Here is a 15,969-nt window from a genome sequence, read left to right as displayed (position 1 = left end):
GGGTTGCCGCTTCCATCTCGCTTATTTTTTCCTGGCCGCATCAATCTGCTCTAAGACGTCTTTATATTCCGGACGATATTTCTCGATAACCGGCTTCACCGCGTCCTGCCAAGGCTTAACGTCCTTCACCTCAGTGATGGTTACGCCGGCCGCACGGACCTTGGCTTCTGCGTCCTTCTCGTACTTATCCCAAGATTCGCGCTGGGTTTTGACAGAATCGATGGCGGCCTGCTTCACGATCTTGCGGTCCTCCTCGGACAGCTTATTCCAGGCCGATTGGCTGATCAGGAGCACTTCCGGCACGCGTTGATGCCCATCCAGAATCATATGCTTCGCCACTTCATAATGGTTCGAGGACTGATAGCTCGGGAAATTGTTCTCGGCCGCGTCAATTACGCCGGTTTGCAGGGAGCTGAAGACCTCGCCGTAAGCCATAGGCGTCGCATTGGCTCCGAGTGCGGACATCAGATCGATGTTGATCTTGTTCTGAATGACGCGAACCTTCTGGCCCTTCAGCTCCGCCAGATTGGTTACCGGCTTGCGGGAGTAGAAGTTACGGGCGCCGGAGCTGTAATAGGCCAGACCTTTCATTTTGGAGCTTTCCAGGCTGTCCAGCAGCTTGTTGCCATTATCGCTCTCCAGAAACTTCCACAGATGCTGATCACTGTCGAACACATAAGGGAGGCTGAAGACGCCGAAGTTTTTATTGAACTCCGCCAACGGTCCGCTGCTGACGCGGGTGAATTCGATGGCTCCGAGCTGAACCTGCTCGATGACTGCCTTTTCCTCCCCTAGCTGGGATGAAGGGAAGACGTCGATCTTGATGCGGCCGTTCGTACGCTCGTTGACCAGGTCGGCGAATTTTTTATCCCCGATCACAGTCGGATAATCCGGCGGATGCGTGTCCGCCAGGCGGAACGTATACTTCTTCCCTTCGACCTTCTTATCTCCCCCGGCTGTCGTCGGCTTAGCAGGGTCCTTGGTGCTGCAGCCTGCAAGGACACCCCCGGCCATAATCAAGCATGAAAGGACGCTTACCACTTGGATGAACGGTTTCATTCGTACACTTCCCCTTTTATTTGAATTATTAATGCTTCATCATATTAGGCAGCCACATCACTAAATCCGGCACATACGTCAGCACGAGCAGCACGACGCACATCACATAGAAGAAGGGCATCATCGCTTTCGTTCCTTGGCTGATCGATATTTTCCCGATGGCGCAGCCGACGAACAGCACGGTCCCGACCGGCGGCGTCAGCAGCCCGATGCCCAGGTTCAGCATCATAATAATGCCGAAATGGACCGGATCCATTCCGAGATGAGTTACGACAGGGAGCAGGATCGGCGTCATGATCAAAATAAGCGGAGCCATATCCATAGGGGCGCCGAGAATCAGCAGCACGATATTAATAATAAGCAGGATGATGATCGGGCTGTCCGATATGGCCAGCATCGCATCGGTCACCATGGCCGGAATTTTCAGGTAAGCCAGAAGCCAGCTGAACGCATCGGATGCGGCGATAAGGAACAGCACCATGGAGACGGTTCGGAACGTCTTTTGCAAAATCACCCACATGCGGCTGACCGGAATGTCCCTGTAGATGACAAACGTCAGGATAAAGGCGTACAAGCAGGCCAATGCGCCCGACTCCGTCGCCGTAAACCAGCCGCTGAAGATGCCCCCGAGGATAATAGCCGCTGTCATCAGCGACATTAAGCCATCCAGCACGATCTTCGGAATATCCTTGCGTTCCACCGGGTCTCCTTTGGCATACCCCCGCTTGATCGCATACACGTAGCTTGTCGCCATCAGGGAGATGCAGAGAATCAGTCCGGGGATGATACCCGCAAGGAACAGACTGGCTATGGAGACGCCGCCCCCCGCCGCCAAGGAGTACAGCACCAGATTGTGGCTCGGAGGAACGACCACCCCTTGAATCGCAGAGGATACGGTAACTCCTACCGCATAGTCGGTATCGTAGCCTTTTTTCTTCATCATCGGGATCATGACGGAGCCGATCGAGGACACATCCGCTACCGCCGAACCGGATATGTTACCGAAGAACATGCAGGCGACCGAGTTCACCATCGCCAGTCCGCCCCGTATCCCGCCGACAATCAGCTGGGCGAGATTCACGAGCCGCAGCGCAAGCTTGCCCTCGCTCATCATATGTCCGGCAAGAATAAAAAATGGTATCGTCAGGAGTGAATACGAGCTGATGCCCTGAATCATCCGTTGGCCGACTACCGCCAGCGGGATATCCAGATACATCACCGTCAGCAATGTAGACAGCGCCAGCGTCAGCGAGATAGGAAACCGCAGCACCATCAGAGCTACGAAGCTGACGGTAAGAATGAGTATGGCGATTGTTGTTTCTTCCATTTAATGCTCTCCCTCCTCAATGCCTCGATGCCTTCTTGTATCGATCCCGATAAACTGCAGGAAGGAATACACGCATACAAGCAGGCCCGTGATCGGCATCACCACGTAAATGACGCTGTTGGGAAGCTTGGTCGCCGCCAGCGTGCTCTCGTTCATGAGGATGGTAAACTCGGTACCGGATAGGATCAGATAGATACCGAAGGCGAACGTGCTTGCATAAATCGTCTTATCCAGTACCCAATTGACTTTGGGAGGAAACTTGCTTGTAAACGAATCGATGGCCAGATGCAGGTGCTCGCGAAAACCGTACGCGATACCAAGGAAGGAGAACCAGACCAACAGCAGGAGCGTCACCTCCTCCGACCAAAATAATACGAAATGAAACAGCTTCCGGGTCAACACCTGGGTCGTTACGATAAGAATCATCGCCAGCAGCGCCGCCATGGAAAAGGTCTCAAAAAAGCTGTCGATCCACAAAAACGCTTTTTTCAGAGCTTTCACCTTTCATCCCCCTTCAGGCTTGCAAATATGTGATGTAAGCACTTACATTTTTGGTCACAAAACCTATTGTAAAGAATATGGAGCGGAAACGGTACGCCATGGATTTTAGATTTATTTGTAATTTTTTTAGGTCTTTGCCGGCGTGCAGCCCCTTGATTCGGACAGATGGGGTAGTGAAAGGCTTAGGGCATATTGTATAATCGGAATGATGGTTTTTATGTTGGAGGAAACTACAAACGGTCAAATGAACAGAAAGAGGCTGAACGATGTCAATTAAAGCTATATCCCCCCTGGACGGGAGATACAAGGAACAATCGGAAGTATTGGCAGAGCATTTCTCGGAATGGGCTCTGATGAAGTACCGGGTGTTTGTGGAGGTCGAATGGCTGATTCATATGTCCCAAAGGCCCGAGATTGCAGAAGTGCGCGAATTCACTGCGGAAGAGATCGCGTTTCTGAGGGGCATCACCGAGCAATTCAACGATGCATCCGCACTGCGCATCAAAGAAATCGAGCGTACGACCAAGCATGATGTGAAGGCTGTCGAATATTTCCTGAAGGAAACATTGGATCCGACAACCCTTGCTGACGTCAAGGAATTCCTTCACTTCAGCTGCACCTCGGAAGATATCAATAACCTGTCCCACGCCCTGATGCTGAAAAACGGCATGCAAAGCGGCTGGCTGCCGATGGCTGAGAAAATGACGGCTGAGGTCACCCGTATGGCCGAGGCTGCGAAAAATGTTTCGATGCTGTCCCGTACCCACGGGCAAACGGCGAGCCCTACGACACTTGGCAAGGAGCTTGCTGTGTTCGTATACCGCTGGAACCGCCAGCTCAAGCAAATCAAAGCACAGGAATACCTCGGAAAATTCAACGGTGCGGTCGGCAACTTCAACGCGCACTCGATCGCCTATCCGGACGCGCCTTGGGAAGATATCGCCCGCTCCTTCGTCGAGCACCTGGGGCTGACCTACAACCCGTTGACGACGCAGATCGAATCCCACGACTACATGGCTGAGCTGTTCCATTCGATCATGCGCTTCAACAATATTACCCTGGATTTCGACCGCGACGTATGGCAGTATATCTCGCTTGCGTATTTCAAGCAAAATGTCGTCGCCGGCGAAGTCGGTTCGTCCACTATGCCGCATAAGGTGAACCCTATTAACTTTGAGAATTCCGAAGCCAATATGGGCGTCAGCAACGCCATGCTCGATCATTTGGCCAACAAATTGCCGATCTCGCGGCTTCAGCGCGACTTGACCGACTCGTCCGCCCTGCGCAATATGGGTGTCGGGATCGCCCATTCCTATATCGCTATGGCCGCTACTCTGCGCGGACTCTCCAGCTTGTCGGTGAACGAGCCTGCGATTCAGCAGGATCTGAACGAAAGCTGGGAAGTGCTCGGCGAAGCGATTCAAACCGTTATGCGCCGCGTCGGTTATGAGAATCCGTATGAAAAATTGAAGGAGCTCACAAGAGGCGTAGAAGTAACGCCGCAGCGCATTGCCGATTTCATTCATGGGTTAGGCTTGCCTGACGCCGAGAGAGAACGGCTGCTTCGTCTTACGCCGTCTAGCTATATCGGCATCGCGGACAAGCTGGTCCGGCACATTCAGTAATGCCGCAGCTCCCTTCATTCCTGTCTTTACCATGGAATAGTCCTCCAACTTTAAGGTTAACTTAAGAAGCAGGGACTATGCTGAATAGGCCGATACAGAATGAAGGAGTGAGTCTCCATGGAAATCAACACCCTGTTAAACGAGCTCTTCAGTTCGCAAGAGGATTGGTCCGTCAAGACCAATGAACATAGCTATATCGTCGTCCCGAATGAACCTAATAAAGAGGAAGACACTAAAGAAGAGAGAGCCTAACAGCTCTCTCTTCTTTATTCGCTTAAATGGAAGGGAACGGTAGCTACGACAACGTCCTTCTCCTTCAGCAGCCGGGACCGAATGCGATAAGCGGATTGGTTATGGAGCAGGCGGTGCCACCATTTTTTCGCTACGAATTGGGGAAGCAGCACCATGATGGTCTGCTTTTCTTTGACGTGCGCGTCGATCCGCTCGATGAAATCGACCAGCGGCTTCACAATCGTCCGGTACCGGGACCGGAATACGACCAGCCGTACCCCGGGATTCCATTGCTCCCATTTCTTCTCCATCTTTTCCTCATCTTCATCGGAAAACGAGATATAGAAAGCGACTACGTTGGGCGACAGCGTCTTGGCATAAGAAATCGTGGCGGCAACCACCCGGTGAATCCCTGCGATCGGGATAATGATGATCGATTCCCTATGGGGAAGCGGCTCATCCAGGTTGATGCGAAGCTGATCCGCGACATCCTCGTAATGGTCGTAAATTTTGGTAATAAACCATAAGAGAATCGGCGTCAAAATAATGACAATCCAGGCGCCTTCCACAAATTTGGTCACGCAAAAAATAATGAGAACAGCGAACGAGACCAGAGCCCCCAAGCCGTTAATCAAGAGCCGGCCCTGCCAACCCTTTTGCTTCTCCCGGAACCATTTGCGGACCAGGCCGCTCTGAGCCAGCGTGAAGGACAAGAAGACACCGATGGCGTATAAAGGAATCAGTGCATCGGTCTTTCCTCTGAAGGCGATCAGCAGAAGGCTGGCCAAGACGCCCAAGGTAACAATCCCAAAATGGAAGGACAAGCGGTCTCCACGGTTAGCGAACATTCTCGGGAAGTTCTTGTCTTGAGCCATGATCGATGCCAGAATGGGAAAGCCGTTAAAGCTCGTATTTGCAGCGAGTGTCAAAATCATCATCGTCGCGATTTGCGTCCCATAGTACATGGCACCGCGGCCAAATGCACTCTCCGTTACCATGGACAGCACGGAGGTATGCCCTCTCGGATCCGGCGTTACGCCATATGCCATGGTCAGGATGGTAACCCCGCCGAAGATAATGGCCAGCAAAATCCCCAGCGACAGCAAGGTCTTCTTGGCATTGTCCTTGGAAGGAGTTTTAAAATGCGGCACCGCATCCGAAATCGCCTCAATCCCGGTAACCGCAGAACAACCGGAGGAGAAAGCCTTTAACAAAACGAACATCGTCAGTCCCGCCGGTGCTGCTCCCGGAATAACATGAATGGCATTCGCATGACTGGCGCCCGTGATCAAATCAAATATCCCTTTGCCGATCAATACCAGCACACAGAGAATAAAGAAATACGTCGGGAAGGCAAATACCGTTCCGGATTCGGAGGTCCCTCTCAGGTTTAACCATACCATGAGCCAAACCAGGAACAGGGCGATCGGTACAATATAAGGGATCGCAGCAGGAAAGGCGGACGTAATAGCCTGCACTCCGGCGGATACGGAAACCGCAACCGTCAGCGTATAGTCAATCAACAACGACACACCGGTTAATCTTCCGAACGCCATCCCCAGGTTTTCCTTGGAAACCATATACGCTCCGCCGCCTTGAGGATAAGCGTCGATGACCTGTCTGTAGCTGATAACCAGGATCGTGATTAGCAAAATAATAGCGATCGCTATCGGCAGGGAATAAGCAAAGGCTGCAACCGATCCAACTGCGGCCAGCGCAATCAGAATCTGTTCCGTTCCATAAGCCACTGACGACAAGGCGTCCGACGATAATATCGGAAGCGCCTTCCAAACCGGCATCTTTTCTTGCTCCAGCTCATTGGATTTCAGCGGCCTGCCGAAAATAACTCTTTTTAATGAATCTGTTGTCACACTGCGTGCACCCCGATAACAAAAGAATTGGCGTAATAAACCATCTTAGTGTTTAATATGTCCTGTAACAACACAAAAAACACAAGGCAAGAGTCCTGTGTTCATCTCTCCTTCTCACTTCCGCTGACGAGGTTAGCTGTCGGATTAGGGCTGTGAGAAGCATGCCCTTCCTTTGCTCTACGCAATAGGATTCACCCCTTAATGATGGGTCCCCCGCTCTTCTTTCGAAGATTAAGCTTTATGAAATTATTCAAGCAACGATTGAATATTACTTTCTAATGATTCCGTTGTAAATGTGACGCGTCCCGATAAATAAACCAATTTCTGTTCTCCTTTAGTCAAAATAGCGCATACATTTCTACAGCCGTGCATCTCGCATCGTTTTTTATCAAATTGCTTTCTTTATTGAAAAAAGGGGATAGTTCCCTCCGGTTATTAAGAAGGGAACTCTTACTGTGAAGGATTTATTTCGTATAGTGTAAAAGCTAAAGAAGATTCTATGAACTATAAGGGATTGCTTTATAAAAAAAATACTTCCAAATACAATTTGAAAGTTACTTAATGGAGCTTCTTGAAAAATTGGCTAATTATTAAGCGTATCAAACCAAGAAGAGAGAGGAAGAGAAGTGCAACCATTTCAGATCGATCTCCCTCCCTCAAAAAAACTACGACGGAATAACCAACGCACTATATTTTTCCTCAAGTTGCTTTAAGTAACTTTCTGGATTTCGGCGAAAGCGCCGGCGCATTACACTTTCGTTGAGACGTGCATTCCATTGAGTACATTGTTCTTTATATCTTTCATATGGATCCGAGCCAAACCGAGCGGAAAGATTCAACCAGAACGATATACTCGCCGTTGCGAAGAATATAATTCATTCCAACTTCGTCTTCCCGTCATAAAACGATGGCGAGTTTTGGTTTGTCGGTAAAAACGTTCTATGGTCATTGTTGGTACGGGGAAGAAAAGAGTGGTCGTAACAAGAAAAGTGCCCCTTCCAGAATCCCCTGGTGTAAGAAGTTACATTCTTCACCATGGGCAGATCAGTCCCACGTACCCCAGGTTCAAAAAGAAATGGAGATATTTAAACGATTATAGTAATTTTAACTGTTTTGTTGATCCTTCTAGCATTCAGAGATTATTCCATAAATCGAAACAGCGGCTATCATCTAGACTGCCGCTGTTTTTTTATTACTTTATATTTTCTTCCTACAGCCGCCGCCACCGGACAATCATCAGGCCTTACTTCGTCCAGAAGAAGCCGGGTTGCTGCCACGGCTGCCTGCAGCCTTTTCCAGCAATGCCCGACGAGTTGGGCTTCAATCGGAAAACCGGAAGAGCGAGCTGTAGTCACGCCTGGCTACATCTTCCAGATAGAAGGATCAACTCAACGTTTTTTATTTTCGTGATTATTATCTTATTTGGATCGATTGTTGATGTTGATTAATAACCTAATGATTAATAATACCACAAGTAAAAAAAATATTGACAAAATTATTCCAGCTGGGGTTATTAAATAATACATATTAATACCCACCTTTCACTTGTTAAGATTAAAGGATTAATCTATTATACAACAAAATATAATAAATATTATAATTTTAGGTAGATATTGTAAATTTAATAGGATATAATTACCATATATTGATAAAGGAGGTAATTATTATGGTAGCAGGTATTATTCGTAGAATTGGTAGGTTATCTTTGGCTTGTGTATTTGCTTTTACCCTCTTTGCTGGATCTGCTTTAGCGCAGGAAGGTACCAGTAAGCAAAAAGTTCTCGGGTTGGAAGTGCTAAACACTTTCGAACAAGTAGTCAAAAAAGATGGTGTTGAGCTAACGATTACTAGACAGGAATTAAAAGGTGGTGCTGCAGAACTAGAAAGACTTATTCAAAATGCAAAAGCAACTGGCGAATTTATTATTCCTGCAAATCGAAATTCTAAAGTTGCAGGTTCCAGTATAACCTATGGTGGAAATGGTTGCGAGAATAATAGTTATATACAAGCTTGTGTATATGCAACTGGAACGATTAGTGTAAATTGGGCGGGTTTTGCCGGTTTCAGAACTAATGGAACAGTTATTCAAAATATTACAGGGAAATCAGGCTATGATATCACTGAACAAGCAGGACAACCACGAGTTAAAGCAGTAGCATATGGCATAGTTGGTGGTGACACAATTATTTACAACACATACAACTATAAAGCTTCAGATTGGGGTACACTGACTACTTTCAATTTTAATGAGTCTGAACCAGGGTTAATAGTAACCGTTGGATTATCTATGGGGGCAGATTTCAAATATAAACTTAATGGCAACTGGGTTAACACAACTGTATGGGCCCCTTTGACACAACAATAAGAAAGCAAATCTATACTGCATAGAGGTCCACGAAGCCCCTTGGGATGCTTTCCAAGGGGCTTTTTTATAAGCTTGTAGCTCGGCTATCGTTACACCGTCCACGCCGGGTGCTCCTCCGTTTTGGATCACTCGCTTGTATGCGAGCCGAAGGTTCTCCCCTTCGAGCATTCGCTCCAGCAAGTCGTTCTGGGCTTCGCGAGAGGAAAGGGCGACTTGTGCCGATGAAGAACTCGGCGCTCCGACATACCCATACGGCTTCACCGGTTCTCTTTGCCGAGGACACCCTCTTGCTCTTGGCTAACGGTAGGCGTTCGCCAGCCCCCGTTCGGGACTTTCACCCTAAAGATGACGCCCCTGCTGGGCGTACAAACCAAGGAACTAAGCGAGAACAAACCGCTTAGCTCCTTAATTTCATTCTAAAGTGCCGGCAAGTGAAAATCCTCGAAAACTCGCAAGGAAATAAGTACCTTCGATCGGCACTCATTGAAGTTGCGCCCACTCCGTCTGCAGATCCAACAATTATCTCGGAGCTCAGTACCGACGCATCGCAAGCCGCAAAGGCAGACACCGAGCGGCATTGGCGGCCGCCCATTCCATCATGACTATTGTTTATCATCTCCTCACGCGCGGCAAAGATTATAAAGATTTAGCCGGTAGCTATTTCGAAAAACGACAGCAAGAGGCCATAGGAAGCAGGCAGTTCGAAGGCTTGAGAATCTTGGTTTTCAAGTGGCTCTCACCACCTCGACAGCCTCGTAACCATCTTGATTTCACATAAATTCTATAGCGCACAGTTTTAAAAAAAACACAAAAGCAGGGGCTTAGTTTCATGTGAAATTCTCGGGGTAGCTCAATAACATCTACAACAGCATGGTTAGAACTAACGTTTCGCAATAATGGCAGTAGTAGAAAGCGCGAATAATACCAGCAAGTTAAAGATGAAAAGCTGGTTGATTGGGATAGTTGTATTACCCAAATATTGATTAATTAACAAATACCCATTTAAGACAATTAAAGCGAATATAAAAACGATATTCATGTATTTTTGCATCAGAAATTTAACTCTCTCATCAACTTCGGGCGTACCCTCTTTTTTTTGCTTTCTTCTCCGCACCATTTCAGCCATCCCAGAACCAATCACTATCGCTATAAATAGCTCCCATTTAATGGTTTGTTCAATAATAGAAATGATAACAAATGCGATCAAAAACCCAAGAAGTAAATGCCAGAAACTAATGACTGTCTTTCGCTTGTTCACAAAGATTCCTCCTCATGATCGAGAGTAAATACATCTTCAACGCTTACTTTAAAATAACGTGCAATTTTTAGCGATAATTCTAAACTTGGATTGTAGTGGTTGTTTTCGATCGCAATTATTGTTTGCCTGGTTACCTGCAAGTCCTGTGCCAATTGTAGTTGAGTAACATTGTTTTTAATTCTTAGATCGCGGATCCTATTGTGGACTATCATATTCACCATCTTCTGAAGTAAAGATATCTTTACATTCATTATAACCTAGTCATCCCTCTACGTAAAGATATCTTTACATAAAGGTACAGGTACAAAGGTAAAAAGGGTTGCAGCACATTAGACTCTGAAACTGAAGACTTTATCTTTCCTTAGCGTACATTTTGCGCGTCTTCCTGGTTACCCCTCTAACAAAATCCGGAACGGCAACTTATTCAGTTCCGGCAGTTAGGTGTTGATGACTGATATATATTTGTAGATTAGCAGATTGGCAAGGATTTTGAACGGCCACGATAACAGGTTATGCGGATAATGCTACGGGAGGGAGACTTGGTTTATATGGATTCGCTGGATCGCTTAGGACCTGCAGCCGTTGCGTTCGATGATAGGAGACCGTTACCGATTTCTGCTCGTTCGTGATAGTGAACGTGGGTTTTACTTTGCACATAATCCTAGTGAAGCGTGTAAGCTGCGGGAGAGCAATGGGACGTATAGTCGTCAGACAAAGCGAGAGGCCAAACATCATTCCATCCTACGTGATCTGTCAGTGGAAAATCAGAAGAAAACAAGGAAGGATATGGTAAGATGGTCCTGCAGCAACCATCAAATTATGGGAGGGCAAAGCATGGGCATGCCGACACATATCGTAGCCGTAGGAGGCTTCGTGGTCAATGAGCAGGGGAAGGTTCTGTTGGTGAAAACCCATCATGAAGGCTGGGTCTATCCTGGCGGCCAAGTGGAAAACGGGGAAAATCTGCTTGAGGCACTGAGCCGGGAAATAAAGGAGGAAAGCGGAATTGACGCCGTGCCCGTCCAATTGGTCGGGATCTATTCCAATACCTCCGCCTACAAATGGCATGACGGGGTTACCGATGTACCCACGAAGGTGATGATGGACTTTATTTGCCAGCCTCTGGGCGGGGAGCTGTCCACTTCAGACGAAACCTCCGACAGCCGATGGGTACCGAGGGATCAAGTGCTTGAGCTGATTACGGCACCGGCGATCCGCACCCGGTATCAGGCTTACCTCGACTTTGACGGCAAGGTCCATTATATGGACTATGCCACCAAGCCGCATTTTAATCTGAAGCTTGCGACGAAGGTATAATGGGCCGTCAGAGACGTGAAATAAAGAGGCCTCCCCTTATTAAGGGAAGGCCTCTTCATTTTATACTAGCGGCGTCATTCCGCGTTCGATCCAGTCCTCGCGGGTCGGGCCATAAATATCAGGTACACGAAGTCCCGCCTGGCGCATGAGCACCGTCATTTGCCCACGGTGGTGAACCTCATGCTGAATGAGTACACGGAGAGTCAGTCCATTAGGCCATTCCTCTCCGTACATAGAGCTGGTACGCGTTAAATCCGCATCCTTCCACTGGGCCTGAACCGCCTCCAGCAGGGCATTGCGCTGGCTCCGGTACGCATCGGCGATAGCCTGGGCCGAAGCAGGCGCGGGAGCATGCTCGCCTCCCTCAACCGGCTGAAACTCAAGGCCTGTACGGGACATCATCTCATGAACCGTGGTCGTCAAATGCCAGGCGAGCTGCCCTAGACTGCGGTGATCGGGAGTGATCTTTTGACTGAGCGAAGCATCCGTTAATGCATCCATAACGCGCTGCGTAGAAGCGGATTCATGGCTCCAGCTTGCCGTAAATTGTTCAACAGAAGTAAACATAATTCATCATCCTCCTTTGATCTCTACCTATGACTGTATTCTTGCTTGAATATCTAAAGTATACCCTCCTAACCCTGACAACTCTATGTCAAGATTAGTTGGTACTGGTCCACTATTTTTTGTGCCATCTCCTGCACCTTTCTCGCTACCGATTCCGGCTCAATCACTTTCACATCAGCCCCGTGGCTCAGCAGCATCCCGTACAGCCAGGGCTCATCGGGCTGCTTGGCGGTCACAAGAATGGTTCCATCGGGCTCTGTCACCATGTCCCCGAAGCAGAAATAATCCTGAAGCCGCGCTTTCGCACGAGGCTGGAACCGGAGCACCAGGCTTACCAGGCGGGGAGGCTCCTCCTGACGAGACCAGCGAAAATCGAGCTGATCCATGGTTTTGGAACGGCGTGTGAAGGCTTCATCCAAGACCGTCAAATGCTCGATCCGCGTAAGCCGAAATATCCGGTAATCCTCACGAAGCCTGCAGTATCCATACAAATACCATACGTAACCCTTTAATACGACCCCCATCGGTTCGCACATCCTTTCGGACGAATCCCCCTGCGAGCTCGTATAGGAGAAGCGAATCACCTTGGCATCTCGAGCAGCAGCACGAAGTACCCCGAGCTTTTCCTTCTCCGCTTGGCCGCCATGCCATGGATTCAGGTCAATCATGACCTGCTGGCTCCAATGGTCCATCTCATGCCGCTCGGACCTGGCCATTAATGCGCCCACCTTGTCCAACAAGATGCTGGTATCCTGATCGCCGAAGGAAGAGCCAACCCCTTTCAGCGCTATAATAATCGATTGAAGCTCATCTAAAGACAGGAATTGCCGGTCCAGCCGGTATTGATCCATGATCTCGTAGCCTCCGGATGCTCCTGCAAAGGACACAATCGGAATGCCCGCCTGATTCAGCGCCTCCAAATCACGATAAATCGTGCGCAGAGATACCTCAAAGCGTTCGGCAAGCTCTTGGGCCCCGACTCTTTTGCGATTGAGCAGCAGCATCGTGATAGCCAATAAACGGTCAAGCTTCAAAGGTGCTACCTCCTCCTTACTGGTTTCCCTTTTTATGTTACCTTTGAAGACGCTCTAAATCAATCGCTGCTTTTTTCATCCCCCAATACGGGGCCTCGGCTTCGCGGCTGATTCAAGCCTTTACGGGTAGCCATGAAATTTTCAAGCTCTAACCCAAAAAAATGCAGCCCGTTTCCCTGACAGGGAACCCAAGCTGCATCTTCATTTTATCTATAAAGATAAATTACACTGTGTTCAATTCCATTTGATCTTCCTCGTCCCGGTTGAACGACTCTCGGTCGAACTCCCCTTCGGAGTTGGCGATAACCAGGGAGCATACGGTTGTACCTGTTGCGTTGACCGCCGTACGGCCCATATCTACCACAGCATCGATAGCCAATACAAGACCCAAGCCTTCAACCGGCAAGCCTAATGCGGTCAATACGACTGTAGTCGAGATGGCAGCTGGTCCTGGCACCCCGGCAACACCGATAGAAGAAATCATGCTTACCAATACGATAAGGATATACTCGGAAATACCGAGTGGAATGTTATATACACGCGCTACGAAAATAGCTACTACAGCAGGCCATACGCCGCCGCAGCCGTTCATGTTCATCGTTGCTCCCAATGGGGCGACGAAGCTTGCAATACGCGGAGATACGCGAAGTCTCTTCGTAATAACTTCCATATTTACCGGCAAAGTAACGTAGCTGCTGCGTGTTGTGAAAGCTACAGCAATCGTAGGATACGCTTTGCGGAAAAACTTGATTGGATTCACCTTCGCGATAAAAGAAACCATGCCGCCGAATGTAATAATGAAGTGAAGCAGCAGCGCTACATAAGTGGCTGCAATAACTTTTACAAGCGGAGCCAGCGTTTCGAGGCCGTATTTGGCCGCCATGGCACCGATCAAAGCGTACACGCCGTAAGGAGTTAGACGAATAATGTATTTGGTAACCTGATGCATCACTTGTGCAAAAGATTCGATAAACTGTTTTACAGGCTGAACGATTTCAGGCTTCTTGCCTCCCACCTGCACCATAGCAATAGCTACGAAGATCGAGAATACAAGGACCGGAACTACCTTACCTCCGGCCATATCACCGATAGGATTGGTCGGAACTAAGTCCAGAATAACCTGCGAGAACGTCGGGATATCACGAGGCTTGAACGTCTTAGGAACCTCTTGGGCGATACCTGAGCCCGGATCGAAAATCAAAGCTACAATCAAACCGATAAGAGCGGCAATCCCTGTCGTGATAAAGAACAAGGAGATCGTCTTCAAGCCGATTTTTCGCAAATGGCCCAGGCTTGAAATCGATGTAATACTATTGATGACGAGTACGACAACCAGCGGAATTACCAGCATTTTGACAAGATTGACGTAAATCGTACCGATCGTGCTTACGCTTACCGCACTAAGCTTGTAAGTGTTGAAGAAAATCCCTGCGATAAGTCCCAGGGCAAGGGCGAGAAGTACCCGGTTACCGAACCCTACGCGCTTTTTCCCCAAGAAGTAAAGAATACCGATAATGACTAATGAAACAAGCAAGCTTACCCAGTTCGTTTGAAACGCGGTAACCAAGTTGTTATTCACGCGACCCATCCCCTTCAATTCCCTACTATTTTAGTAGGATTTATGCGATACAAGAATAATACTTCCATCGAATACAACTGTCAAGAATATTTTTTCAAAAAACTATTTTGTCAAGTTTTCCTAAAATGCCAGAAACAGCAGCGCAATTCGGAGGAATGTACTGAGCTTATCGAGGGTCTGTATTACCATCTTACGACGGGGATCTTGATTAAGAACCTTCCCCGCTGCAGCCACCGCTATAAAAATGAGGCCGGTTACAAAAAAAATATGCCGGACGGTACCGCCTTAAAGGCTCGTACTGCACGGCTATGCTTCATTCTTTAGGGGCCGCTCAAGACGGCTTTGCGTTCCATTAATCGTTTGATTTTGGCTTCTGTGGACGTATCCGGCGCAGGAGTGTAAATGCTGCAGCGCAAATCGGCGTCCCCCTGCACCTGCAGGGAGGTCAGATGGAACAGCATCTTGCCCGCTTTGGCATGGCGGAATTCGATCAATACCTCGGGGGCCGAGCTCACTGTGCTCCGCTCCCACAAGGAATGAAACTCGGGATGCAGCGACTTCATTTCCTCGAGAAATTGCTCATACCACTCGTCATCGACATACTGGCCGTAATAGGAGCGGAATATGGAGAGAAAGCCGCTCGCAAAATGCTCCCAGTTGACGGCCAGGCTGCGAAATTCCTTGCGGGTAAACAGCAGGCGGATGATATTGCGCTGCTCCACCGGCACTTGGTCAAAGTCCAGAAAAACGTGGGAGGCCGCCTGGTTCCACCCCACTATCTGGAACCGCCTGTCCGATATGATGGTGGGACAATTGCGCAGCTCCTGCAAGATCGTCTGCAGCGACGGGCTGATTCTCGGCTGATCCTCTTGAAGGAAACTGGCTCCGGATCCGGTATCCAGAGCCAGAGAAAACAAATATTTGCGCTCGTCTACCGTCAATCTTAAAGCCGTGGCTACACAATCCAGAACCGAGGCGGATACTTTAATATCCCTTCCCTGCTCCAACCAGGTGTACCAGGTCGCACTGACCCCTGCCAGCTGAGCAACCTCTTCTCTTCGCAGCCCCGGCGTCCTTCTTCGGCTTCCCGATACCAAGCCTGCGGATTCCGGTGTGATTTTGGCACGTTGGGCCTTCAAGAAAGCCGACAACGCTTGAAGCCTGGTCTGATGATTCATACAATGTCCGCCCTTTCCCATGAACTAGCTGTTATCATGGTACCTATTATACTAGTA

Annotated in this window: 15 protein-coding genes, 1 pseudogene and 1 riboswitch; of the genes and pseudogenes, 4 read left to right on the top strand and 12 right to left on the bottom strand. The window is 48.7% G+C overall.

Annotated elements, in window-relative coordinates; genetic code table 11:
* Positions 1 to 21 precede the first annotated feature (21 nt).
* Genes ABEA66_RS26030 through ABEA66_RS26020 form a run of 3 tightly spaced genes read right to left on the bottom strand, consistent with a single transcriptional unit; the run spans position 22 to position 2,887 of the window.
* Positions 22 to 1,059 (bottom strand): TRAP transporter substrate-binding protein, encoded by a 1,038-nt coding sequence (locus ABEA66_RS26030; protein ID WP_345592142.1) that lies wholly within the window; start codon positions 1,057 to 1,059, stop codon positions 22 to 24.
* Positions 1,060 to 1,087: 28 nt separating this feature from the next.
* On the bottom strand, positions 1,088 to 2,386 hold the full coding sequence (locus ABEA66_RS26025) for a TRAP transporter large permease (protein ID WP_345592140.1): 1,299 nt from the start codon (positions 2,384 to 2,386) through the stop codon (positions 1,088 to 1,090).
* Positions 2,387 to 2,887, bottom strand: coding sequence for a TRAP transporter small permease (locus tag ABEA66_RS26020; RefSeq protein WP_345592138.1), 501 nt, complete (start codon positions 2,885 to 2,887; stop codon positions 2,387 to 2,389).
* A gap of 266 nt (positions 2,888 to 3,153) precedes the next feature.
* On the opposite strand from ABEA66_RS26020, the gene purB reads away from it, so the two are divergent.
* The gene (gene purB / locus ABEA66_RS26015) at positions 3,154 to 4,512 is read left to right on the top strand and encodes an adenylosuccinate lyase (RefSeq protein WP_345592137.1); all 1,359 of its coding nucleotides are present in this window, start codon (positions 3,154 to 3,156) and stop codon (positions 4,510 to 4,512) included.
* A 117-nt stretch (positions 4,513 to 4,629) separates the two neighbouring features.
* On the top strand, positions 4,630 to 4,764 hold the full coding sequence (locus ABEA66_RS26010) for a hypothetical protein (protein WP_264082052.1): 135 nt from the start codon (positions 4,630 to 4,632) through the stop codon (positions 4,762 to 4,764).
* Between the two features lie 14 nt (positions 4,765 to 4,778).
* Here the strand turns inward: ABEA66_RS26010 and ABEA66_RS26005 are convergent, their stop codons facing one another.
* Positions 4,779 to 6,614, bottom strand: coding sequence for an APC family permease (locus ABEA66_RS26005; protein WP_345592134.1), 1,836 nt, complete (start codon positions 6,612 to 6,614; stop codon positions 4,779 to 4,781).
* 106 nt (positions 6,615 to 6,720) lie between these two features.
* Positions 6,721 to 6,862: riboswitch (cyclic di-AMP (ydaO/yuaA leader) on the bottom strand.
* Positions 6,863 to 7,780: 918 nt separating this feature from the next.
* Positions 7,781 to 7,969, bottom strand: coding sequence for a hypothetical protein (locus tag ABEA66_RS26000; protein WP_345592132.1), 189 nt, complete (start codon positions 7,967 to 7,969; stop codon positions 7,781 to 7,783).
* 311 nt (positions 7,970 to 8,280) lie between these two features.
* On the opposite strand from ABEA66_RS26000, the gene ABEA66_RS25995 reads away from it, so the two are divergent.
* Positions 8,281 to 8,979 (top strand): hypothetical protein, encoded by a 699-nt coding sequence (locus ABEA66_RS25995; protein ID WP_079913687.1) that lies wholly within the window; start codon positions 8,281 to 8,283, stop codon positions 8,977 to 8,979.
* Between the two features lie 33 nt (positions 8,980 to 9,012).
* Here ABEA66_RS25995 and ABEA66_RS25990 read toward each other — a convergent pair.
* The 3 genes and pseudogenes from ABEA66_RS25990 to ABEA66_RS25980 all read right to left on the bottom strand — a co-directional run.
* Positions 9,013 to 9,255 (bottom strand): annotated as a pseudogene (locus tag ABEA66_RS25990) (group II intron reverse transcriptase/maturase); the annotation flags it as partial.
* Between the two features lie 604 nt (positions 9,256 to 9,859).
* On the bottom strand, positions 9,860 to 10,237 hold the full coding sequence (locus ABEA66_RS25985) for a hypothetical protein (RefSeq protein ID WP_079913688.1): 378 nt from the start codon (positions 10,235 to 10,237) through the stop codon (positions 9,860 to 9,862).
* Complete coding sequence (locus ABEA66_RS25980; RefSeq protein WP_079913781.1) at positions 10,234 to 10,449, bottom strand: helix-turn-helix transcriptional regulator; 216 nt, start codon at positions 10,447 to 10,449, stop codon at positions 10,234 to 10,236. The genes ABEA66_RS25985 and ABEA66_RS25980 overlap by 4 nt, the downstream gene beginning before the upstream one ends.
* 622 nt (positions 10,450 to 11,071) lie before the next feature.
* Here ABEA66_RS25980 and ABEA66_RS25975 point away from each other — a divergent pair.
* Positions 11,072 to 11,554 carry an NUDIX hydrolase gene (locus tag ABEA66_RS25975; protein WP_345592129.1) on the top strand — a complete coding sequence of 161 codons (483 nt, stop codon included), beginning with the start codon at positions 11,072 to 11,074 and terminating at the stop codon, positions 11,552 to 11,554.
* A gap of 60 nt (positions 11,555 to 11,614) precedes the next feature.
* Here the strand turns inward: ABEA66_RS25975 and ABEA66_RS25970 are convergent, their stop codons facing one another.
* The 4 genes from ABEA66_RS25970 to ABEA66_RS25955 all read right to left on the bottom strand — a co-directional run bounded on the left by ABEA66_RS25970 (position 11,615) and on the right by ABEA66_RS25955 (position 15,912).
* The gene (locus tag ABEA66_RS25970; RefSeq protein ID WP_345592127.1) at positions 11,615 to 12,121 is read right to left on the bottom strand and encodes a DinB family protein; all 507 of its coding nucleotides are present in this window, start codon (positions 12,119 to 12,121) and stop codon (positions 11,615 to 11,617) included.
* A gap of 83 nt (positions 12,122 to 12,204) precedes the next feature.
* The gene (locus ABEA66_RS25965) at positions 12,205 to 13,155 is read right to left on the bottom strand and encodes a helix-turn-helix transcriptional regulator (RefSeq protein WP_345592125.1); all 951 of its coding nucleotides are present in this window, start codon (positions 13,153 to 13,155) and stop codon (positions 12,205 to 12,207) included.
* 223 nt (positions 13,156 to 13,378) lie between these two features.
* Positions 13,379 to 14,734, bottom strand: coding sequence for a dicarboxylate/amino acid:cation symporter (locus ABEA66_RS25960; protein WP_079913691.1), 1,356 nt, complete (start codon positions 14,732 to 14,734; stop codon positions 13,379 to 13,381).
* Between the two features lie 320 nt (positions 14,735 to 15,054).
* Positions 15,055 to 15,912 carry a helix-turn-helix transcriptional regulator gene (locus ABEA66_RS25955; protein WP_345592124.1) on the bottom strand — a complete coding sequence of 286 codons (858 nt, stop codon included), beginning with the start codon at positions 15,910 to 15,912 and terminating at the stop codon, positions 15,055 to 15,057.
* Between the last annotated feature and the right edge of the window lie 57 nt (positions 15,913 to 15,969).

Origin of the sequence: Paenibacillus vulneris, from assembly GCF_039543185.1 — a bacterium.
GTDB classification, from domain to species: Bacteria; Bacillota; Bacilli; order Paenibacillales; family NBRC-103111; genus Paenibacillus_S; species Paenibacillus_S vulneris.
This window is presented reverse-complemented; position numbering and strand designations above follow the sequence as displayed.

What these genes read in the sequence shown, in the direction of transcription:
- ABEA66_RS26030 (WP_345592142.1), bottom strand. Translation starts at nt 1,059, where the DNA reads ATGAAACCGTTCATCCAAGTGGTAAGCGTCCTTTCATGCTTGATTATG.
- ABEA66_RS26025 (WP_345592140.1), bottom strand. Translation starts at nt 2,386, where the DNA reads ATGGAAGAAACAACAATCGCCATACTCATTCTTACCGTCAGCTTCGTA.
- purB (WP_345592137.1), top strand. Translation starts at nt 3,154, where the DNA reads ATGTCAATTAAAGCTATATCCCCCCTGGACGGGAGATACAAGGAACAA.
- ABEA66_RS26010 (WP_264082052.1), top strand. Translation starts at nt 4,630, where the DNA reads ATGGAAATCAACACCCTGTTAAACGAGCTCTTCAGTTCGCAAGAGGAT.
- ABEA66_RS25995 (WP_079913687.1), top strand. Translation starts at nt 8,281, where the DNA reads ATGGTAGCAGGTATTATTCGTAGAATTGGTAGGTTATCTTTGGCTTGT.
- ABEA66_RS25980 (WP_079913781.1), bottom strand. Translation starts at nt 10,449, where the DNA reads ATGATAGTCCACAATAGGATCCGCGATCTAAGAATTAAAAACAATGTT.
- ABEA66_RS25975 (WP_345592129.1), top strand. Translation starts at nt 11,072, where the DNA reads ATGGGCATGCCGACACATATCGTAGCCGTAGGAGGCTTCGTGGTCAAT.
- ABEA66_RS25970 (WP_345592127.1), bottom strand. Translation starts at nt 12,121, where the DNA reads ATGTTTACTTCTGTTGAACAATTTACGGCAAGCTGGAGCCATGAATCC.
- ABEA66_RS25955 (WP_345592124.1), bottom strand. Translation starts at nt 15,912, where the DNA reads ATGAATCATCAGACCAGGCTTCAAGCGTTGTCGGCTTTCTTGAAGGCC.